At 48.0% G+C, this 17,294-nt stretch carries 13 protein-coding genes; 10 read left to right on the top strand and 3 right to left on the bottom strand.

From position 1 onward, the window contains the following. Positions 1–65: 65 nt before the first annotated feature. The 4 genes from F0220_RS22500 to F0220_RS22485 all read left to right on the top strand — a co-directional run bounded on the left by F0220_RS22500 (position 66) and on the right by F0220_RS22485 (position 8,635). Complete coding sequence (locus F0220_RS22500; RefSeq protein ID WP_105599942.1) at positions 66–1,562, top strand: glycoside hydrolase family 30 protein; 1,497 nt, start codon at positions 66–68, stop codon at positions 1,560–1,562. 367 nt (positions 1,563–1,929) lie between these two features. Next, positions 1,930–4,968, top strand: a complete 3,039-nt coding sequence (locus tag F0220_RS22495; protein ID WP_105599941.1) for a beta-galactosidase — start codon at positions 1,930–1,932, stop codon at positions 4,966–4,968. Between the two features lie 447 nt (positions 4,969–5,415). Further along, positions 5,416–6,750, top strand: coding sequence for a glycoside hydrolase family 43 protein (locus F0220_RS22490; RefSeq protein ID WP_105599939.1), 1,335 nt, complete (start codon positions 5,416–5,418; stop codon positions 6,748–6,750). Positions 6,751–6,790: 40 nt separating this feature from the next. After that, positions 6,791–8,635 carry an RICIN domain-containing protein gene (locus F0220_RS22485; protein WP_105599938.1) on the top strand — a complete coding sequence of 615 codons (1,845 nt, stop codon included), beginning with the start codon at positions 6,791–6,793 and terminating at the stop codon, positions 8,633–8,635. 131 nt (positions 8,636–8,766) lie between these two features. Here the strand turns inward: F0220_RS22485 and solA are convergent, their stop codons facing one another. Next, positions 8,767–9,900 (bottom strand): N-methyl-L-tryptophan oxidase, encoded by a 1,134-nt coding sequence (solA, locus tag F0220_RS22480; RefSeq protein ID WP_105599936.1) that lies wholly within the window; start codon positions 9,898–9,900, stop codon positions 8,767–8,769. Positions 9,901–10,031: 131 nt separating this feature from the next. Here solA and F0220_RS22475 point away from each other — a divergent pair, with 131 nt between their 5' ends. The 6 genes from F0220_RS22475 (at position 10,032) to F0220_RS22455 (ending at position 14,630) form a co-directional block, all read left to right on the top strand. After that, positions 10,032–10,589, top strand: a complete 558-nt coding sequence (locus tag F0220_RS22475) for a GNAT family N-acetyltransferase (RefSeq protein ID WP_105599935.1) — start codon at positions 10,032–10,034, stop codon at positions 10,587–10,589. A gap of 110 nt (positions 10,590–10,699) precedes the next feature. Further along, entirely contained in the window at positions 10,700–11,455 is a 756-nt protein-coding gene (locus F0220_RS22470; protein ID WP_149846766.1) for an exodeoxyribonuclease III, read from the top strand. 235 nt (positions 11,456–11,690) lie between these two features. Beyond that, positions 11,691–12,674, top strand: coding sequence for an alpha/beta hydrolase (locus tag F0220_RS22465; protein ID WP_105599933.1), 984 nt, complete (start codon positions 11,691–11,693; stop codon positions 12,672–12,674). A gap of 50 nt (positions 12,675–12,724) precedes the next feature. Continuing rightward, complete coding sequence (locus tag F0220_RS32595; protein WP_165980244.1) at positions 12,725–12,871, top strand: hypothetical protein; 147 nt, start codon at positions 12,725–12,727, stop codon at positions 12,869–12,871. Further along, on the top strand, positions 12,864–13,481 hold the full coding sequence (locus F0220_RS22460) for a hypothetical protein (protein WP_223199754.1): 618 nt from the start codon (positions 12,864–12,866) through the stop codon (positions 13,479–13,481). The genes F0220_RS32595 and F0220_RS22460 overlap by 8 nt, the downstream gene beginning before the upstream one ends. A gap of 171 nt (positions 13,482–13,652) precedes the next feature. Continuing rightward, on the top strand, positions 13,653–14,630 hold the full coding sequence (locus F0220_RS22455; RefSeq protein ID WP_372238418.1) for a diaminopimelate dehydrogenase: 978 nt from the start codon (positions 13,653–13,655) through the stop codon (positions 14,628–14,630). Positions 14,631–14,706: 76 nt separating this feature from the next. Here F0220_RS22455 and F0220_RS22450 read toward each other — a convergent pair whose 3' ends face one another. Together F0220_RS22450 and gdhA are read right to left on the bottom strand one after the other, a co-directional pair. After that, positions 14,707–15,561, bottom strand: coding sequence for a pentapeptide repeat-containing protein (locus tag F0220_RS22450; protein ID WP_091013512.1), 855 nt, complete (start codon positions 15,559–15,561; stop codon positions 14,707–14,709). 155 nt (positions 15,562–15,716) lie between these two features. Next, on the bottom strand, positions 15,717–17,102 hold the full coding sequence (gene gdhA, locus F0220_RS22445; RefSeq protein ID WP_179198416.1) for an NADP-specific glutamate dehydrogenase: 1,386 nt from the start codon (positions 17,100–17,102) through the stop codon (positions 15,717–15,719). Between the last annotated feature and the right edge of the window lie 192 nt (positions 17,103–17,294).

Raw genomic sequence — 17,294 nt, 5'->3', positions numbered from 1 at the left:
TATTGAACCTGTTGTTCAAGGCCAATGAAGTCATTAACGTACATGGAGAAAGGATTGTATAGCCCATGGCGCATAAAAAACAACGCAGCAGGAGCAAACGGAGTTACATCCTCATGGGTGTGGCCCTGGTTGCCCTGCTGGCAGGAGGAGGAATTGTTATCAATCATTTTGCCAATGAATCATCCAAAACACTTGAGTTCCAAGGGCAGCCTGTGCGTCTGAAGCTGGATCAGTCCTATGATCATTTTGAAGGCTGGGGCACGTCACTTGCCTGGTGGGCCAACGATCTTGGCGGATGGAAGGATCAGGCGAAAGTGAGTGAAGTGATGGATCTGGTCTTTGACCCGGAGAAAGGATTAGGTCTGAACATCGTTCGTTACAATATTGGCGGTGAGGAAAATCCGGAGATGAAAGCCCTCCGTCCCGGTGGGGATGTACCTGGCTTTCAGCCTGAACCTGGGGAGTGGGATTGGAATGCCGATGCAGGTCAGCGTGCTGTACTACAAGGCTCGATGGAGCGCGGCGTGAACATTGCTGAAGCATTCTCCAATTCACCACCCTACTGGATGACGATTAGTGGATCGGTTACCGGAGCCGTGGATGGCAGCAATAACCTGCGTGACGACCAGTATGATGCATTTGCCGATTATCTGACCGAAGTTGTGAAGCATTATCGGGACGAGTGGGGGATCACTTTCCGTACACTGAATCCGCTTAATGAACCTTCCTCCGACTGGTGGAAGAAAGGCAATATGCAGGAAGGCAGTCATTTTACGAATGAGAAGCAGGCCGAGATTATCAAGAAAGCCGCTGCATCGTTGAAGAGCAAAGGACTGGATGGAACCGTCATTAGTGCCGCGGACGATAACAGTATTGATGAGACGGTGTTTAATTTCAACCTCTACGATCAGGACACGCTGGACGTAATCCAGCAGATCAATACCCACTCCTATAATGGTAGCAAAATGGAAGAGCTGCGCACGCTGGCAGAGCGCCATGGCAAGAAGCTGTGGATGTCCGAGTACGGAACCGGCGGCAGCGAGCCGCACAGTCATGAGGATATGACCTCGGTGCAGGAGTTGGCGGAGCGGATCATGTTTGATCTGAAAATCATGCAGCCATCCGCCTGGGTATATTGGCAGGCCGTTGAAGATGAAGGGGCCAATAATAATTGGGGCTTCATTCACGCCAATTTTAACGGAGAAGAGCAGTATGAGATGACCAAACAGTATTATGGCATGGCCCAGTTTACGAAGTTCATTCGTCCTGGTGCTACAATTATTCCAACGGATGATGGTCGCACGTTGGCTGCCTATGATGCGGAACGTCAACGACTGGTGCTGGTCATTCGTAATGAATTGTCGGCTGGAACAACGGCGTTTGAACTGGAAGGGTATGCGTACGGAAAATCAGCCAACGCGCAGGTGTATCAGACTTCACCGGATCGGAACATGGAACAGCTTGAAGACATACCGGTGTACGCAAACGGACTGGAAGTGCCTACGGCCGACAATTCCATCACAACCGTTGTACTGGACGGTGTAACGTTGCAGTCAAAGTGATAACAGTGATCTGAAAGTTGTTCTGTCATTGTAGTCTCGGTGTAAATTGTCATCTAGTTCAACGGATTTGTTTTGCCTTATATTTTTAAAAAAGTCATAGGACATATGAAACTATATAAATTGAATTAAACATTTACACCAAACGGAGAGGACAGAAAAAACCTGAAGAAGCGAAGCGCTCGCCTACAAGCTTTCTGCAAGAAAGCTACATCGGAAGCATACGCTATCCCCGGATTTTCCCCTTTGAGAAAAGAAAATCAAAAAATCTGGGGATAACAGCGATCGGAAGGTTATTCTGTCATCGAAGTGCGCAGTGTAAATAAGCTTTAGTTCAATTTATATCAATAAAGAGAAGGAGGGGATATCTTTGACAGAGAAAGCATCCCTTTTGCTGCAGGAACAGGAGAAGAACACCGCCAGGGCTGAGAACAGTGTTCAATCTGAATTAACATACGATGCACGCAGTTTTTTCCTGAACGGAGAGCGTGTATTTCTGAACAGTGCAACGATCCATTATTTCCGTATGCCAAAGGAGGAATGGCGTGAGGTTCTGCTGAAGGCGAAGCTGGCAGGTATGAACTGCATCGACACCTACTTTGCGTGGAACGTGCATGAACCGGAAGAAGGACAGTGGTCCTTTGAAGGGGACAACGATTGCGGAGCATTTCTGGATTTGTGCGCAGAACTGGGCATGTGGGTCATCGCACGTCCGGGTCCGTTTATCTGTGCAGAATGGGATTTTGGCGGTTTTCCATACTGGCTTGGTACGAAGGACGGCGTGAAATTCCGGGAAAACAATGAGATGTATCTGCACTATGTGAATTTGTATTTTGACCGGCTTGTGCCAATTATTCGGGAGCGACAGTTATCAGCTGGGGGTACGGTCATTCTTGTGCAGGTGGAGAATGAATACGGGTATCTGATGGATGACGCTGCTGCAAGTGACCATATGAATACGCTGAGAGATGGATTGTTGCAACGTGGCATTGACGCTACGCTGATCACTTGCGTTGGCGGGGCGGAAGGCACCATTGAAGGGGCTAATTTCTGGTCAGGTGCTGACGGGCATTATGAGAAACTTCGAGTCAAACAGCCGGACACCCCGAAGATGGTCACTGAATTCTGGACCGGATGGTTTGAGAATTGGGGAGGGCCTTCAGCCATTCAGAAGACAGCGCCTTTGCTGGAGAGACGTATCATGGAGATTTTGCGTGCCGGGTATACCGGAATCAGTCACTACATGTTCTATGGTGGCACGAACTTCGGAGGATATGGCGGCAGAACGATGGGTAGCAGTGACATCTTCATGATTACGTCCTATGACTATGATGCACCGCTGAACGAATATGGACGGGTGACACCGAAATATGCTGTAACCAAGAATTTGTCCTATTTCGTCCATGCTTTCGGGGCCCTTCTGATGGAAACAGAGGAAATTCCAGAAGAACAGATCGTTGTACGTCATCCTGAAGGCATATCTGTACGAGGCAGACAGGCTAACAACCAGAAGATTTGGTTCCTGGAGAGTCACAAGGATGAACGGGAGACCATGCACATTACGCTAGAGGAAGGCCGGACTCTTCTCGTATCGCTGAATCCAGGACAGATTGTTCCGTTGCTGGATCGAGTACAGATTGCTGAACACGTATACCTGACTGCAGGAACGATGATTACGGGCAATGAAATGATCAATGGAGTATTGACCCTGTTCATCGTGGCCCCAGCAGGGCAGCGTTCCATAGTTGAATTGGAAGCCGTGGACTTGAACGTCATGGACAGTTCGCTGCAAGTGCTGGTCGAGCATGATTCATCAAGGAATGTACACCGCTTCGACCTGTTCCATTTCCAAGAGCCGGGAATGATCCAACTGGAAGCAAACGGCACACCGATCCGTTTCGTCATTCTGGATCAAGAGATGATGAATCGAACATGGCGATTGGAAGCAACAGATCAGAAGGGACTACGTTATGTGATCGGGTTCGATGACGTGGACGTGTTGTCATCTGGTCAGGTCAAGGGCATGATCACGGATCCGGATCGCATGATAATGCTGCTTGGTGACTGGACAGATGGAGAACGGACGTTAACAGGTCACGAGTTCTTTGACGGTGAGGAGTCTATTACAGGTATACAGCAGCAGCTTCCGTGGACATTACCGAGTGCGCCGACGTTGTCTGATTCTCCTGAGATGTCACGTATTACGTTAACTGCGAAGCAACGCTCGGCGAGTGGACAACCCGAAGACTTTTCCCGATACGGACAAGATTTTGGTTATCTATTGTACGAATGTGATTTCGAGAGTCCAACCGAAGGGGTCACAAACCTCATTTTGCCGGATATCCAAGATACTGCCAGAATCATCGTTAATGGTGTTCAGCAGGCATTAGTGCGTCAGATAGGTGCCGCTGGAGTGCAGTTGCAGGTGGCCAAAGGGAAGAATACACTTCAGATTCTGGTACAGCATATGGGCAGATTGAACTTCTCTCCGTATTTAGGTGAGAGCAAAGGTCTGGCTGGTGCTGTGTATCTGAGTGGCAAGGTTCAGGATATTCGTCGGGATTGGCGTATGGAGAGTGGACTTGTGCATCTCGATGAGGTGAACTCTCTCCAAGAATCTCCACTTCTGAGCAGAAGCTTTACGCTGGATGGCATGGATCGTGCGATTCTCGTGGGTGCACTGAGCAAAGGCCTTCGTATCAATGGCATCGAAGTTCCGATGGAAGGATATCAGGATTGGTTTGCCTTCCAGACGTTAGACATATCCTTGTATATCAAGCCCGGAGAGACAAATACACTGGAAATGCCGTATAGCCGCTCTTCGCTGGATCGACTGGAACTAATCACATATCCGAGTCAGGGAGAACTGAAGGATTGGCGTATGGCAGGGACGGATGCATTGCTTCCGCAACAATGGGTGAGCTACGAGGTAGGACAGGAATCGATCCATCCTGGAGCACAGGGGTCAATCCAGCGTGCAGGACAGCCTGGTATCGCCGCAGGTGGCAATTGTACTGCCAATCTGGTGCCCTACACCACGAATGAATCGGTTAATCGTGCTACATTGAGTGAGAAGTCTCACCCTGTATCCAATCATACTCCAATCCGAGGATCGTATGGTCAGCCGGTCTGGTACCGCTGGCGTTTCGCGAAGCCTGCGGTTTCGGAGCATCATAAAGTGAATCTGATGCTTCGCCTGACCGGGATGAGCAAAGGAACGATTCACCTGAACGGACATCATCTGGGCCGTTACTGGCAGATTGGTCCGCAAGAGGATTACAAAATTCCAGTAGCATGGCTACAGGAAGAGAATGAATTACTTTTGTTCGATGAAGAAGGAAAAACGCCAGAACGGGTACGATTCCTGTTGGACGCATTATCCCGTTATCCGTGGGTTGCGGTGGAATAGTTCATGTATGGATCGTTAGCTGTCTTACCGATTCAACTATGGTTGAGAACAAGAACTGGATCGAGATAGTTCGAGTCGCACGCTACGTTTCACCTTTTAACACAGTCACACTACCTCATTTTCTTAGTCAAATAACCCGAGCTTGTGAATCTTTGGATTCAGTCTTGTGAGTGAATTAGCTAAGGGAATGGGGGAACTGTGGTGATCAGGTTGGTACAACGAACTAAGGTAACACTTGTAGATTAATGAATTGTAACCGTTTACATATATAAAGAGTGTTCATCCATGATCTGTGAAGGGAGTGATGCTTCATGTAATTGGAATTTGAACAGGTAGTCGTAAGGTGTGCTTATAGAGGGATGACTCCAAGATAACGTTTAAATCGGCTGTAAGGTATGTTAAGTCTAATTCATTATTCCTTTCAATCCTGGATAAGGAGATGACCTGATGTTAACGAAGAGGAAAGACAGAGCAAGAGGACACAGCGGTTTCAAGGCCGAAATGATCCTGCTGTTCGGAACATTACTTCTATTAACAATGTTTTTCCCCAATACAGCCAGAGCTGCGACAAGTGTCTATACGATATCCGCCTTCACGAACACAAGTGAGTCCAATATGTATATCTATGAATCCTATAATGCGACACACTATGGTTTGCTAAAAGGGCCAGCCTATACACCTCCGGCCAATCTGATCCGCGATCCAAGCATCATGAAGCACACAGATGGTCTATATTACGTCGTCTACACCACGAACTGGTCGGGTAACACCATCGGCATCGCCTCCAGCACGGATAAGGTAAACTGGACATTTGTTCGTAACATTACATTATCCACACCTGCCACAATCGCACACACCTGGGCACCGGAATGGTTCAAAGACAGCAACGGCAGTCTGAACGTTATCGTGTCCCTCTCACCAGGCAACTATGAGAATTTCAAACCTTATGTCCTCACAGCTTCAGGCAGCAATCTAGCGTCTACCTCATGGTCTGCACCTACTGAACTGGCAGGCATTGCTCCCAATTATATCGACACTTTTATCGTGAAGACAGGCTCAACCTATCATGCTTTTACCAAAAACGAGACCACTAAATACATCGAATATGCGACAGCCACCTCGCTAGCGGGTCCTTATACCTTTAAAGGTACAGGGGATTGGGCAGGTTGGGGTTCTTGGGTGGAAGGTCCGGCGCTTGTTCAGCTGGATAATGGTTCCTGGCGAATCTACTTTGACGGCTATGCAACACAAAAATATTATTACAGCGACTCTGCTGACAACTTCCAGACTTGGGGTGCCAAACAAGAGATTGCAGGTCTTACCGGACTCGTCCGGCATATGACCGTATTGAAAGAATCCGGACAACCGGGTGATATCCGCAAGCTGGAGTCATTCAATGTGCCTGGCAGTTTCATTCGTCACTACAACTATCAGGCACGGATTGATGCCAATGTCAGTCCAGCGGAAGATGCACAATTCCGTATCGTTCCCGGGCTGTCGAATGCAACAGGCATTTCGTTTGAGTCCATGAATTATCCGGGTTATTTCCTGCGCAATAATAATGGCAACATCACACTCGTGAAAAATGACGGCAGCACTACATTCCGAAATGACGCCACGTTCAAACGGGTAAATGGACTTGCTAACACCAGTTGGACATCGTATACCTCGTTTAGTAATCCGAACCTGTACCTGAGACATTATAATAATGTGCTGAGATTGGAAGCTGTCGTTACTGCACTGGATAAGTCAGACGCGACCTTCCGAGAGGTTGCACAATAATGGGTGTTCGTTTTCTAAAAAATCACAAGGAGTGAAGCGGATGAAGTGGTTAAAACGAATGAGCTCGCTGCTGCTGGCAGGAAGTCTGCTAACAAGTAGTTTGGGTCTGGGCACAGAGGTATCTGCTGCGGGAGCCTACACGGCTGTTGCCGATCCATCGAAGCAATATCAGACGATGGAAGGATGGGGAACATCCCTCGCGTGGTGGGGCAAGGTGGTTGGAGAATACTCCAATCGGGATGAGTATGTGGAGAAAATGTTCAACGCGAATACCGGACTGGGGCTGAATATCCTGCGGTACAACATTGGAGGCGGGGATAATCCATCGTCCAATATCCTTGAATATCGCAAAGCCGTTCCTGGTTACCAGCCTTCTCCGGGCGTGTATGACTGGAATGCAGATGCAAACCAACGATATATGCTGCAAGCTGCCAAAGCGCAAGGCGTGAATGTCATCGAAGCTTTTGCGAATTCCGCACCTTACTGGATGACCATCAGTGGTAATGTGTCCGGTTCGGCCAATGGAGGTAACAACCTCAAGCCCGATTACTACGATGATTTTGCCGATTACTTAACCGAGGTTGTGAAGCATTTTCGGGATAACTGGGGGATCACATTTGATAGTGTAACTCCGCTGAATGAACCGATCTCGACATGGTGGAAGCAGAGCAATGACCAGGAGGGCATGCACTTTGACCGGGCGGATCAGAACACAATTCTGAGTCAGCTACAAGCTTCGTTGAATGCGAAGGGTCTGTCCACGAAGCTGAGCGCACCGGAAGAATACAGTATCGATGATACCAATGTGTCGTTCAACAGCTACAGCAATGCGGTTAAATCAGCGATTACTCAGATCAATACCCATACGTATGGTGGAAGCAATCGTACGGCTTTGCGCAACACAGCGACGTCTGTGGGCAAACATCTGTGGACCTCGGAATATGGCGATGGGGATGCAAGCGGACTTACGATGTCACGGACCATCCTCAAGGATATTCGCAATATGGGCGCAAGTGGATGGGTGTATTGGCAAGCCGTGGATAGTGCCGACGGATGGGGATTCTTCAAAAACGTGTTGAACAATACCCAAACGACCAGTTATACCGTGAACCAAAAATACTATGTCATGGGTAATTACAGCAAATTTATTCGTCCTGGGTACAAGATTATCGGCATGAGTGATGCCAATACCCTTGCAGCCTATGATGCGGCTTCCGGCAAAGTTGTGTTGGTCACGACCAATTCGGAATCGACGGATACAACGGTAACCTATGATCTCAGTCGTTTTACGAACACAGGCACGTCTGCTCAGGTATATCGGACCTCTTCGACTGAGAAGTTGCAGCAACTGACCAATATTTCGGTGCAAAACAAAACCTTTACCGCTACGGCCAAGGCCAATTCGGTCACAACCTACGTCATTTCCGGTGCAACTTACAATGGCGGTACAGGATATGAATCCGGGGCCATCTACAAATTAATCAATCGCAACAGTGGACTTGCACTCGATGTTAACGGTGCTTCTTCTACGGGTGGGGCAACAATCATTCAGTGGAATGATAATGGAGCAGCCAACCAGCAGTGGAAACTGGAGTCCGCAGGGAACGGATATTACAACATCCGCAATGTGGGCAGTGGGCTTTTGCTGGATGTGAATTCGGGTTCTACACAAGGCGGAGCCGCTCTGATTCAGTGGCAAGATAACGGGGGCAACAATCAGCAATGGCTGCCAATTGATGTGGGAGGATATGTGGTACTTGCGAATCGAAACAGTGGCCTGACGATTGACATCAATCAAGGTTCTCTGACCGCGGGTGCCTCCACGATTCAGTGGGCCGACAATGGCGGGGCCAATCAGCAATGGAGCCTAGTCAAAGTTAATTAGTGTGAGTACGCATGAATTAAACGTTATTACGTGTCCTTCTTTCTTGGAGGTGCAGTGCTCTAAGCAACACTGCACCCTCAAGGAAAGTAGCTATTTTAGACAATACATATATTCATCCACCCGGCAGGTACTTAACGAAAACGGGATAGGGCGAACCTGCTAATATCCTGATCCGTGTGCCCCGTTTGCACCAGGTCGGATAGAATCTGCCCAATAGCACTTGCGAACTTGAAGCCATGACCGGAGAAACCGCCTGCGAGCCACACACGTTCATGGGCAGGGTGTCGGTCGATAATAAAATCTTCATCCGAAGTGAATTCATACTTGCACACACTGCCACGCTTCAACTCTCCAGCTGCTTGCGGCATATGAAGCTCAAGCAATCTTCGAAGATCACCCTCATCGGACTCTTCCGTACCAAAAGCAGCCATTGTACTTCCAGGTGTCCACACCTGACCTGTATCATGACGCCCCATCTTCAGTCCTGATCCGCCAATGCTCGGGAATCCATAATATGTACCTTCTTTTCCTGCCAATGTGAATCCGGGGAAATGTGTCTCACCATACAAAGCCTCTGGTACATCAAACCATCCAACTGTTTTACGTACGGCCTGAATCGGGAGATCCACGAAGGGCTTCAACGTCTGGAACCAGGCACCAGCGCTCAGGATGATGTGATTCGCGTGGTATGTCTCGCCACCTGAAGTCTGAACTGCCACGGAATGTGGTCCGTATTCGATATGCTCCACAAGAGTGTGCGTTAACAAGGTAGCACCATGAGCTTCGGCTGCCCTGCGAAAGGCACGAATACAGGGTTCACTATACAGATAACCCGCATCAGGCTCATACATGCCCTCGTAATGTTCAGGTATTGTAATACCTGGCCAGCGTTTCATCACCTCGGCTGCGTGCAATGTTTCATAACGAATCCCTGCATCATCTGCATGGCTCAATCGGTCGTGGAAGGAGTGAATCTCCGGATCAACCACATTTATTACACCGGAAGGAACAAAGAGTTGGTCTCCGGTCGTTGCCTCCAGTTCATGCCATAACTTCTGCGCAAGCAGTGCCATGGCCATATAGTCAGGCCCACCACTGTACACATGGCGCATCAGTCTGGTATCCCCATGATGGCTACCTTCCGTATGCGGAGGGTCGAAGGCATCCATTAGTAAAACTTTGCATCCACTGCGCGATAGATAATAACCTGCACTCATGCCCATGGAGCCGGCTCCTACGATAATAACGTCATATGATTGTGTAATAATAGCACGTCCTCTCCTATGTATCCTTTTCTACAGTAATGCCTTAATAGAACATATTAATAGTAAAAGCTTGATGAAGGCAAGTGTAGTAAAATGGACTTCTACAATGAATGTTGCAAAGGAGACCTCGCATGAGTGAACAATTTAGGTTTGATCTATTTCCGTTAATTCAGACAAAACGATTCATCCTCCGGTCAGCAGAGGCTGGAGACAGCCATGATCTGCTCGCGTTATATTCCGATGAAGCTGTGGTTCAATATATGCCATTCACTCCCTTTGAATCCGTGGAGGATGCACAGGGTGAGATGAACTGGTATACGAAGATTTTCAAGGAACATACGGGTTTACGCTGGATGATTGAAGACCGTGAAACTCGTAAAGTGATCGGAACCTGTGGGTTCCTGAACTATGAAGATGTACATCATCGTGCAGAGATTGGATACGACTTGCGTTCCTCTTTCTGGGGCCGCGGTGTTATGACTGAAGTGGCCTGTGCTGTGTTACATTTTGGATTCACAAGCATGCAGCTTAACAAGATCGAAGCAAAGGTTGAACCGGAGAACGAGGCGTCAATTCGCCTGTTACACAAGCTTGGTTTTCAACAGGAAGGTGTACTGCGGCAGCATGAGTTTGAGAAAGGCAGATATATTGACCTTGCGGTGTTCTCTAAGTTACGAAGCGAAATATAGGCAAGCTAGCCCCATAAGGATTCCAATGACTCCATCTCATTCCAGAGCCGTAAGGCTTGTCCCTCTGAATGAGCCCGTGCTATATTGGAGAGATGTGAGGAGATGAGGATATGAAGCTGGTGTCCTGGAATGTGAATGGCTTAAGGGCATGTGTGACCAAAGGATTCATGGATTATTATCAGGAGAGTCAGGCGGACATTTTCTGCCTTCAGGAGACCAAATTACAAGCCGGACAGATTGAGATGGACCTGGGGGAAGATGTTTATCAATATTGGAATTATGCAATCAAAAAAGGATATTCCGGTACGGCTGTATTTAGCCGAATTAAACCTTTATCCGTTCGTTACGGGATGGAGGAGGACAGTGAGCCGGAAGGACGGATGATTACATTGGAGTATGATGAGTTTTATCTGGTGAACGTCTATACCCCTAACGCGAAGCGGGATCTGACCCGGCTGCCTTACCGTCTGGAATGGGAGGATCGATTCCGGGGGTACATTCTGCAATTGGAGCAGACTAAGCCGGTTATCGTCTGTGGTGACCTGAATGTGGCTCATCAGGAGATTGACCTGAAGAATCCGAAGCCCAATCTGGGCAATTCCGGATTTACCCTTGAAGAGCGTGGCAAGATGACTGATTTGCTTGCGTCTGGTTATGTGGACAGCTTCCGCCATCTGTATCCGGATCGTACGGATGTATACAGCTGGTGGTCTTATATGCCGAAGGTTAGAGAACGGAACGTGGGCTGGCGCATTGATTATTTTCTAGTATCCAATCAATTGGCACCTAAGGTGGCAGATGCGCATATCGACTGCTACGTGATGGGCAGTGATCATTGCCCGGTGGGTCTTACTTTGCAACTATAGGTAAGGATCATCGTGAGATAGATTGAGGTAGGAGTTTTAGAATACAAGTATAGATGAACTGCAAGTTTCCTGAATGGGAGATTTGCAGTTTTTTTTGCGTCACAGGTAGGGGAGGGACACTGGACTTTGGTTGGGGAAAGAACTGGACTCGGGATTGTTTCAATCCCGCTATTTCTTGGGTACGATTGAAGCATACATATATATAGATGAACCTTTGGGATAAGGGGTAGAGAAGATGAAGAAGGGGTTACGGAGAGGCTTAAAAGTGCTGGGAGGCATCATGCTTGCCACAGGACTTTTGCTGCTGGCAGGTACAGCGTATGAAGCGTATCAATCCACGCAGGATATGAAGTCCTATCCCCCGCCAGGCAAGTATTATGAAGTGAGTGGTCGCAACATGCACCTATACACCGCTGGCAAAGGAGAGGTAACCGTGGTGTTTGCCTCAGGCTGGGGTACACCTAATCCGTATGTGGATTTCAGTCCGCTATATGACAAGTTGAAATCACAGGTGAAAATTGCGGTATATGACCGGTTCGGGTACGGATACAGCGACTATACGGATGACCCTCGTGATGTTGATACCATCTCGGAAGAGATCCACCAATTGCTGCGAACATCCGGTCAACGTCCACCTTACATCATGGTTGGTCACTCCCTGGGTGCGCTGGAGACACTGCGGTTTGCGCAAAGGTATCCTGATGAGGTGGCTGGCATGGTCATGATCGATGGCGGAAGCCCGGAGTATTACAGTCGTACGGACCTGAATACACCGGAATGGATGATGGATTGGTCCCGTTTTCTGGTGAAAACAGGCATCGCACGAACATTGCTGCAATCGGATCGCATGCTGGCATCTCTGGTCATTGACCCAAATCTGGTAACGGAACCGATGAAAAAAGCTGTCACGATATCCACGCTGAGACATGCGTACAATGACAATGTCATGGAAGAGGTTCGGAATTCCAGAACAAATGCAGCGTGTGTGCTTGAGAACAAAACGAAGTTTGGCTTTCCCCTGACGATCCTCACAGCCGATTCGGAGGAGTTGGATGAGGACAGTCATGCATGGCAGGCCGACCAAGCGAATTTTGCTTCATGGTCAAGACATGGAACACAGCTGACGGTTCCACAAGTGACACACAGTATCCACAACAGTCAACCGGATATTGTCGCCGCCGAGATCATGAAATTAGTGACACCGTCCAGTGACCTATGAGTAATATGATTCCACAAACACATGATGAACAGGATGAGGAGGAGGGATGGATGAAAAAGTTTAGAGTGATCACCCGCTTCCTGTCCATTCTCGTAGCCAGTTGTCTATTGTCTTTAAGTGTATTATCTGTATCTGTGATATGGGTTAAGAATAACGTTCATGCGGTGCCTGTGATCCAGTCGTTTGAACGTGATTAGCACATTAAATGAAGTGGAAGGAGTGGAACAGATGGTGAAGAGAAGGAAATATGTAATGGCCTGTGCGGCACTGGCGATGATGGTGGCCTTGAGTGCTTGCAGCAGCGCGGCAGACGAACCGAGTGATACGGAGAAGGTGGACACTGAAGTTTCCTCCGGAACGGGTGAACAAGCGACTAATGAAGGTGCAAGCGAAGCAACAACTAGTGCAGTGACCGAGACGGAAGGTACGACTGCGCCAACCGACTCGGATTCAGAAAGTGGTGAGGAAGCGGCTGCTGGAACCAATGAGTTGCCAGAGAATTTGCCAAGTGACTTCCCCCTGCCGGAAGATGCAACCATTCGTTTGGCCAATTCCGGTGAGGATGAAGGCAAGCAATCGGCCATGGTGATTTTCACCACGGAACAAGATATGAAGACCATATCCAAGCTGTATAAAGATTACTTCGATGCCAAAAAGTTGACGGATGCAGGTCAGACGATTGATGACAAAAATATTATTATTCAGGGAACTGACCCGGAAACGCAGGATGTCTGGTCTTTAATTGGAGGGGCATTGGCGTCACAGGAAGGCGTTATTGAACTGACATTGACCTGGACAGAATCATAAGCAAATATAACGAATGAACGCCAAAATATCTTGCATACGGAGCCGCATTATTGCTGCACCGCTGCAAGGTATTTTTATTTCGAACTGGAAACCTGACAGGTTACATGGTATGTTATATCATTATAAACAGAGTAATAGACAACTATAGAAGAAGACAGGAGAGGATTGAACATGATTAGAGTGGGTATTGTTGGTTACGGTAACTTGGGTAAAGGTGTAGAGAAAGCCATTTCCCAGAACGAGGATCTGGAACTGATTGCTGTGTTTACACGTCGTAATCCGGAGCAGATGGTCGCTGAAAGCACAGAAGTACGTTTTGAGCATATCTCTGCAGCGGAGCAATACATAGGCAAGATTGATGTTATGATCCTCTGTGGTGGTTCTGCAACCGATCTTCCAGAGCAGACACCAGCCATCGCCAAGTTGTTCAATACGGTAGATAGCTTCGATACACATGCGAAGATTCCTGAATTCTACAAAGAAGTTAATGCTGCGGCAGAGCAAGGCGGTCACGTAAGTGTCATTTCCACAGGTTGGGACCCAGGCTTGTTCTCCATGAACCGTCTGCTTGCACAGTCCATCCTGCCAGAAGGAAAAGAGTACACGTTCTGGGGCAAAGGTGTGAGCCAAGGCCACTCGGATGCTATTCGTCGTGTTCCAGGCGTTAAGGCGGGTGTACAGTATACTGTACCTGTTGAAGAGGTGATCAACCGCATTCGTGCAGGGGAGACACCAGAGCTGTCTACACGCGAGAAACATCTGCGTCAATGTTATGTGGTAGCAGAAGATGGTGCTAATCAGGATGAGATCCGTGAGACGATTGTGTCGATGCCTAACTATTTTGCAGATTACGATACAACTGTAACATTTATTAGCGAAGAAGAATTGAAATCCGAGCATGAAGGTATGCCTCATGGTGGATTTGTTATTCGCAGTGGGGTTACAGGTGCTGGTCAAAAGCAAATTATTGAATTTGGTCTGAAACTCGACAGCAATCCTGAATTTACAGCAAGCGTACTTGTGGCGTATGCAAGAGCCGCACAACGCTTGAGCGTGGAAGGACATAAGGGAGCGAAAACGGTATTTGATATTCCGCTCGGTCACTTGTCTCCGAAATCGGCTGAAGATCTTCGCCGTGACTTGTTATAATTCTGATTCGTTCCAGTGATTTTATAGAAACAGCTCGTCCTTGGATGTATAGGACGAGCTGTTTTTTTTGCTGTTGCTACACCCAGTGTGAGGGAATGTTAAGATGATCCGGCAACTTGGTATTCACATTACCTTTGGCTGCATTAATCTGGGATTGCGTCAGGAAGATGCCACCTCTCAGGTCTGCATCGCCCAGATCCGTATCCCGCAAGTCCGCGCCAATCCAATCCGCATTTCGTGTATCTGCATTTCGGAGATCGGCTGCGATCATTAAAGCCCCACGGAAGCTTGCGCCCCGCAGGTCAGCCCCTTTTAAATTGGCACCAAAAAAGTCACTTCCGGTACGTTTTTTACTCTTCTTCGACTTCCCTTGTCCATGAGCGGTGGGTGGCAAATTCGCGCGTACCATCTCACTTGCCTGGACCAAGAGTTGATTCACACTGGACCGATAATTGGCGATATCCAGACGGAGAAGAGCCGCAGGCTCCAGATTGCTCAAGCGCTCAACCTCCTCATATAACTCACCAAATGCCGAGTGAAGGGATGACGTCTCCGGTCTCATCATCATTTCCTTCATATAACTGAGCAACTCGTGAAGTTGTCGCAAGGCAGGCAGACAATCAAACATCTCCTTTGCAGACTCTGGATGATCACGCCAATCTTTGCCCGCGTAGGTCACTTGGGACAGCTTCTGTCCAGCTCCGAAACAGTCGTATACCGTGCAACCTTTGAACCCTTTCTGCCGAAGCTGGGTATGGATACCGCAGCGATTGTCCGTGCGCAGATTGGAACAGGGTGTGCCGCTGGCTTTATCAAAAGCAAAGTCAGATGACTTGCCATAGGGCAAGGCAACACAGCACAGGCCAAAACATTGCTCACAGTCTGCGCTAAGATGAGGATTCGCAGTGCTGGAAAATGGTTGGTTAGACAATGTGAACACTTCCTTATAAAAGTACAAATAGATGGAATTACGTCAGTACCACTTTACCATTGCCTTGCGATTAGAGCAATTGAAGACAAGGAAAAAAGGGCAGTTACCCAAATTGATGGGAACGCCCTTTGATCGTGGAGAATCACGTATTTAAATTAAACTACACCTTGAGCAATCATGGAATCGGCTACCTTGAGGAAACCGGCGATATTCGCTCCGGCTACGAGGTTACCTTCACAGCCATACTCTTCAGCAGCTTCTACACAGCTGGTGTAGATGTTCTTCATGATGTCATGCAGCTTCGCGTCTACTTCTTCAAATGACCAGGACAACCGCATGCTGTTCTGTGACATTTCAAGAGCAGACACGGCTACACCGCCAGCATTAGCCGCTTTGGCTGGACCAAACAGCACGCCTGCACCGTGGAAGACGTCAATGGCATCCAGGGTGGAAGGCATATTCGCGCCTTCGCCAATGGCCTTCACGCCACCTTTAACCAGCAGGGCCGCAGCTTCTTCATCAATCTCGTTTTGCGTTGCACATGGAAGAGCAATATCACAAGGGATAGACCAGATGCCTTCACAGCCTTCGGTATATGTAGCATGCGGGTGTTCTTTGATGTATTCGCTGATGCGAAGACGATCAACCTCTTTCAGACGTTTCACGGTATCCAGGTTGATGCCTTGTGGATCATGTATGTAGCCACCTGAGTCACTACACGCCACGACTGTAGCTCCAAGCTCCTGTGCCTTCTGAATGGCATAGATGGACACATTACCAGAGCCGGAGACAACGACTGTGCTGTCTTGGAAGCTGAGCCCCTTGGATTGCAGCATCTCCTTCACGAAGTACACACAGCCGAAGCCAGTCGCTTCCTTACGTGCCAAGCTTCCTCCGTACAGCAGACCTTTACCTGTCAATACGCCTGCCTCATGGCCGCCATGAATACGTTTGTATTGCCCGAACATGTAACCAATTTCCCTTGCGCCTACACCAATGTCACCTGCCGGTACATCCGTATCGGAACCGATATATTTGTACAGCTCTGTCATGAAGCTTTGCGTGAAACGCATGACTTCCAGATCCGATTTTCCTTTGGGATCGAAGTCAGAACCGCCTTTACCACCGCCAATGGGCAGACCAGTCAAAGCATTTTTGAAGATCTGTTCGAAGCCAAGGAACTTGATGATGCCCGAGTATACAGAAGGATGGAAGCGAAGTCCGCCTTTGTAAGGGCCAATGGCACTGTTGAATTGCACCCGGAATCCACGGTTAACCTGAACTTTGCCCTGATCATCTACCCATGGGACACGGAATGTGATTACGCGTTCGGGTTCAACAAGCTGTTCCAGCAGACTATGGTTCCTATACTTGGGGTGTGCTTCAATAACAGGAATAAGGGAATCCAGAATTTCTTTGACAGCCTGATGGAACTCATCTTCGTGCGGATTTCTGGCGACAACCGACTCATAAACGGAATGAACATAATCTGCGGCAGTAACTTGAACGGACTCTGTAGTTTCTTTTGTTATCGTGGACACTTTTTCGATGCACTCCTTTATCGTGTTAAAGTCTGTAAATACCTATTTGCATAAATTGAATAAAAGTTTGTAGTTAAATATACAGGAAAGCAAATAAAAATACGAGATATAAATTCATAAAATGTTTTTTATGCAGTAATTAAAATGTTCTATGGATCTACCATATGATGTGAAGAATTAAGTTATTAAATG

This window comes from Paenibacillus sp. 37, from assembly GCF_008386395.1.
Taxonomy (GTDB): domain Bacteria; phylum Bacillota; class Bacilli; order Paenibacillales; family Paenibacillaceae; genus Paenibacillus; species Paenibacillus amylolyticus_B.
Note: the sequence above shows the minus strand (reverse complement) of the source record. Positions and strands in the feature narration are given on the sequence as shown.

Excerpts from the sequence above, each read along its gene's own strand:
- F0220_RS22455 (WP_372238418.1), top strand. The coding sequence starts at position 13,653 with ATGATTAGAGTGGGTATTGTTGGTTACGGTAACTTGGGTAAAGGTGTA.
- F0220_RS22500 (WP_105599942.1), top strand. The coding sequence starts at position 66 with ATGGCGCATAAAAAACAACGCAGCAGGAGCAAACGGAGTTACATCCTC.
- F0220_RS22465 (WP_105599933.1), top strand. The coding sequence starts at position 11,691 with ATGAAGAAGGGGTTACGGAGAGGCTTAAAAGTGCTGGGAGGCATCATG.
- F0220_RS22490 (WP_105599939.1), top strand. The coding sequence starts at position 5,416 with ATGTTAACGAAGAGGAAAGACAGAGCAAGAGGACACAGCGGTTTCAAG.
- F0220_RS22470 (WP_149846766.1), top strand. The coding sequence starts at position 10,700 with ATGAAGCTGGTGTCCTGGAATGTGAATGGCTTAAGGGCATGTGTGACC.
- F0220_RS32595 (WP_165980244.1), top strand. The coding sequence starts at position 12,725 with ATGAAAAAGTTTAGAGTGATCACCCGCTTCCTGTCCATTCTCGTAGCC.
- F0220_RS22485 (WP_105599938.1), top strand. The coding sequence starts at position 6,791 with ATGAAGTGGTTAAAACGAATGAGCTCGCTGCTGCTGGCAGGAAGTCTG.
- F0220_RS22475 (WP_105599935.1), top strand. The coding sequence starts at position 10,032 with ATGAGTGAACAATTTAGGTTTGATCTATTTCCGTTAATTCAGACAAAA.